The organism is Pseudomonas sp. RW407 (assembly GCF_003176655.1).
In the GTDB taxonomy this organism is placed as follows: domain Bacteria; phylum Pseudomonadota; class Gammaproteobacteria; order Pseudomonadales; family Pseudomonadaceae; genus Pseudomonas; species Pseudomonas delhiensis.
The window spans coordinates 1-556 of record NZ_QGSL01000004.1 but is presented as its reverse complement, the minus strand read 5'-3'; the positions used below and the strand labels follow the sequence as shown (position 1 = coordinate 556).

The following is a 556-nucleotide window of genomic DNA, read 5'->3' as shown; positions in this document are numbered from 1 at the left end:
CGTATCTGATTACCCGTGGCCGTACGCCGCCGCACATAGCCACGCCGAATCCGGTGGCAGGCCTGCATCGCCAGCGCCGCGACACTCTTCACCGGCACCGACGCGATGCTGCAATCCCGTCCCGCTCGCAAAATGGCATGGGCATCATTGCGATCATTCTTTGCCCCGCTACGATGCTCGGCCACACGCTGGGCCGGCAGGATACGCACCGGGTTGCCCTGCATCTGCAGCAACCGGGCCCAGGCTTGCGCACCCGGACCGGTTTCCACCAGCACCGTCACGCCCCTCGGCAGCTTCTGCAGGAACACCTGAAACGCTTCACGCGACTTGATCCGCTGCTCGTACACCAACTGGCCCTGGGCATCTTCCCCGGCCACCTGGAATACCTGCTTCGCCAAATCCACGGCGACTGTCGTGCAAGCCGACACATCCACTGCAGACATGGGCTTCGTCGTCGTCGTATGCTTTTTCATGGCCTCACCCTCACTGTCGCTGGCTTCTTAGAATGCCACCGTGGCGCTTCGACGCCTCGGTGAGGGTGAGTCCATCCAATTAC

General features: G+C 62.6%; 1 protein-coding gene. It reads right to left on the bottom strand.

Going from position 1 to position 556, the window contains the following annotated elements; translation table 11 throughout:
* On the bottom strand, positions 1 to 428 hold a 428-nt coding region (locus DK254_RS00465), incomplete at its 3' end, for a transposase (RefSeq protein WP_146219537.1).
* Positions 429 to 556: the final 128 nt, after the last annotated feature.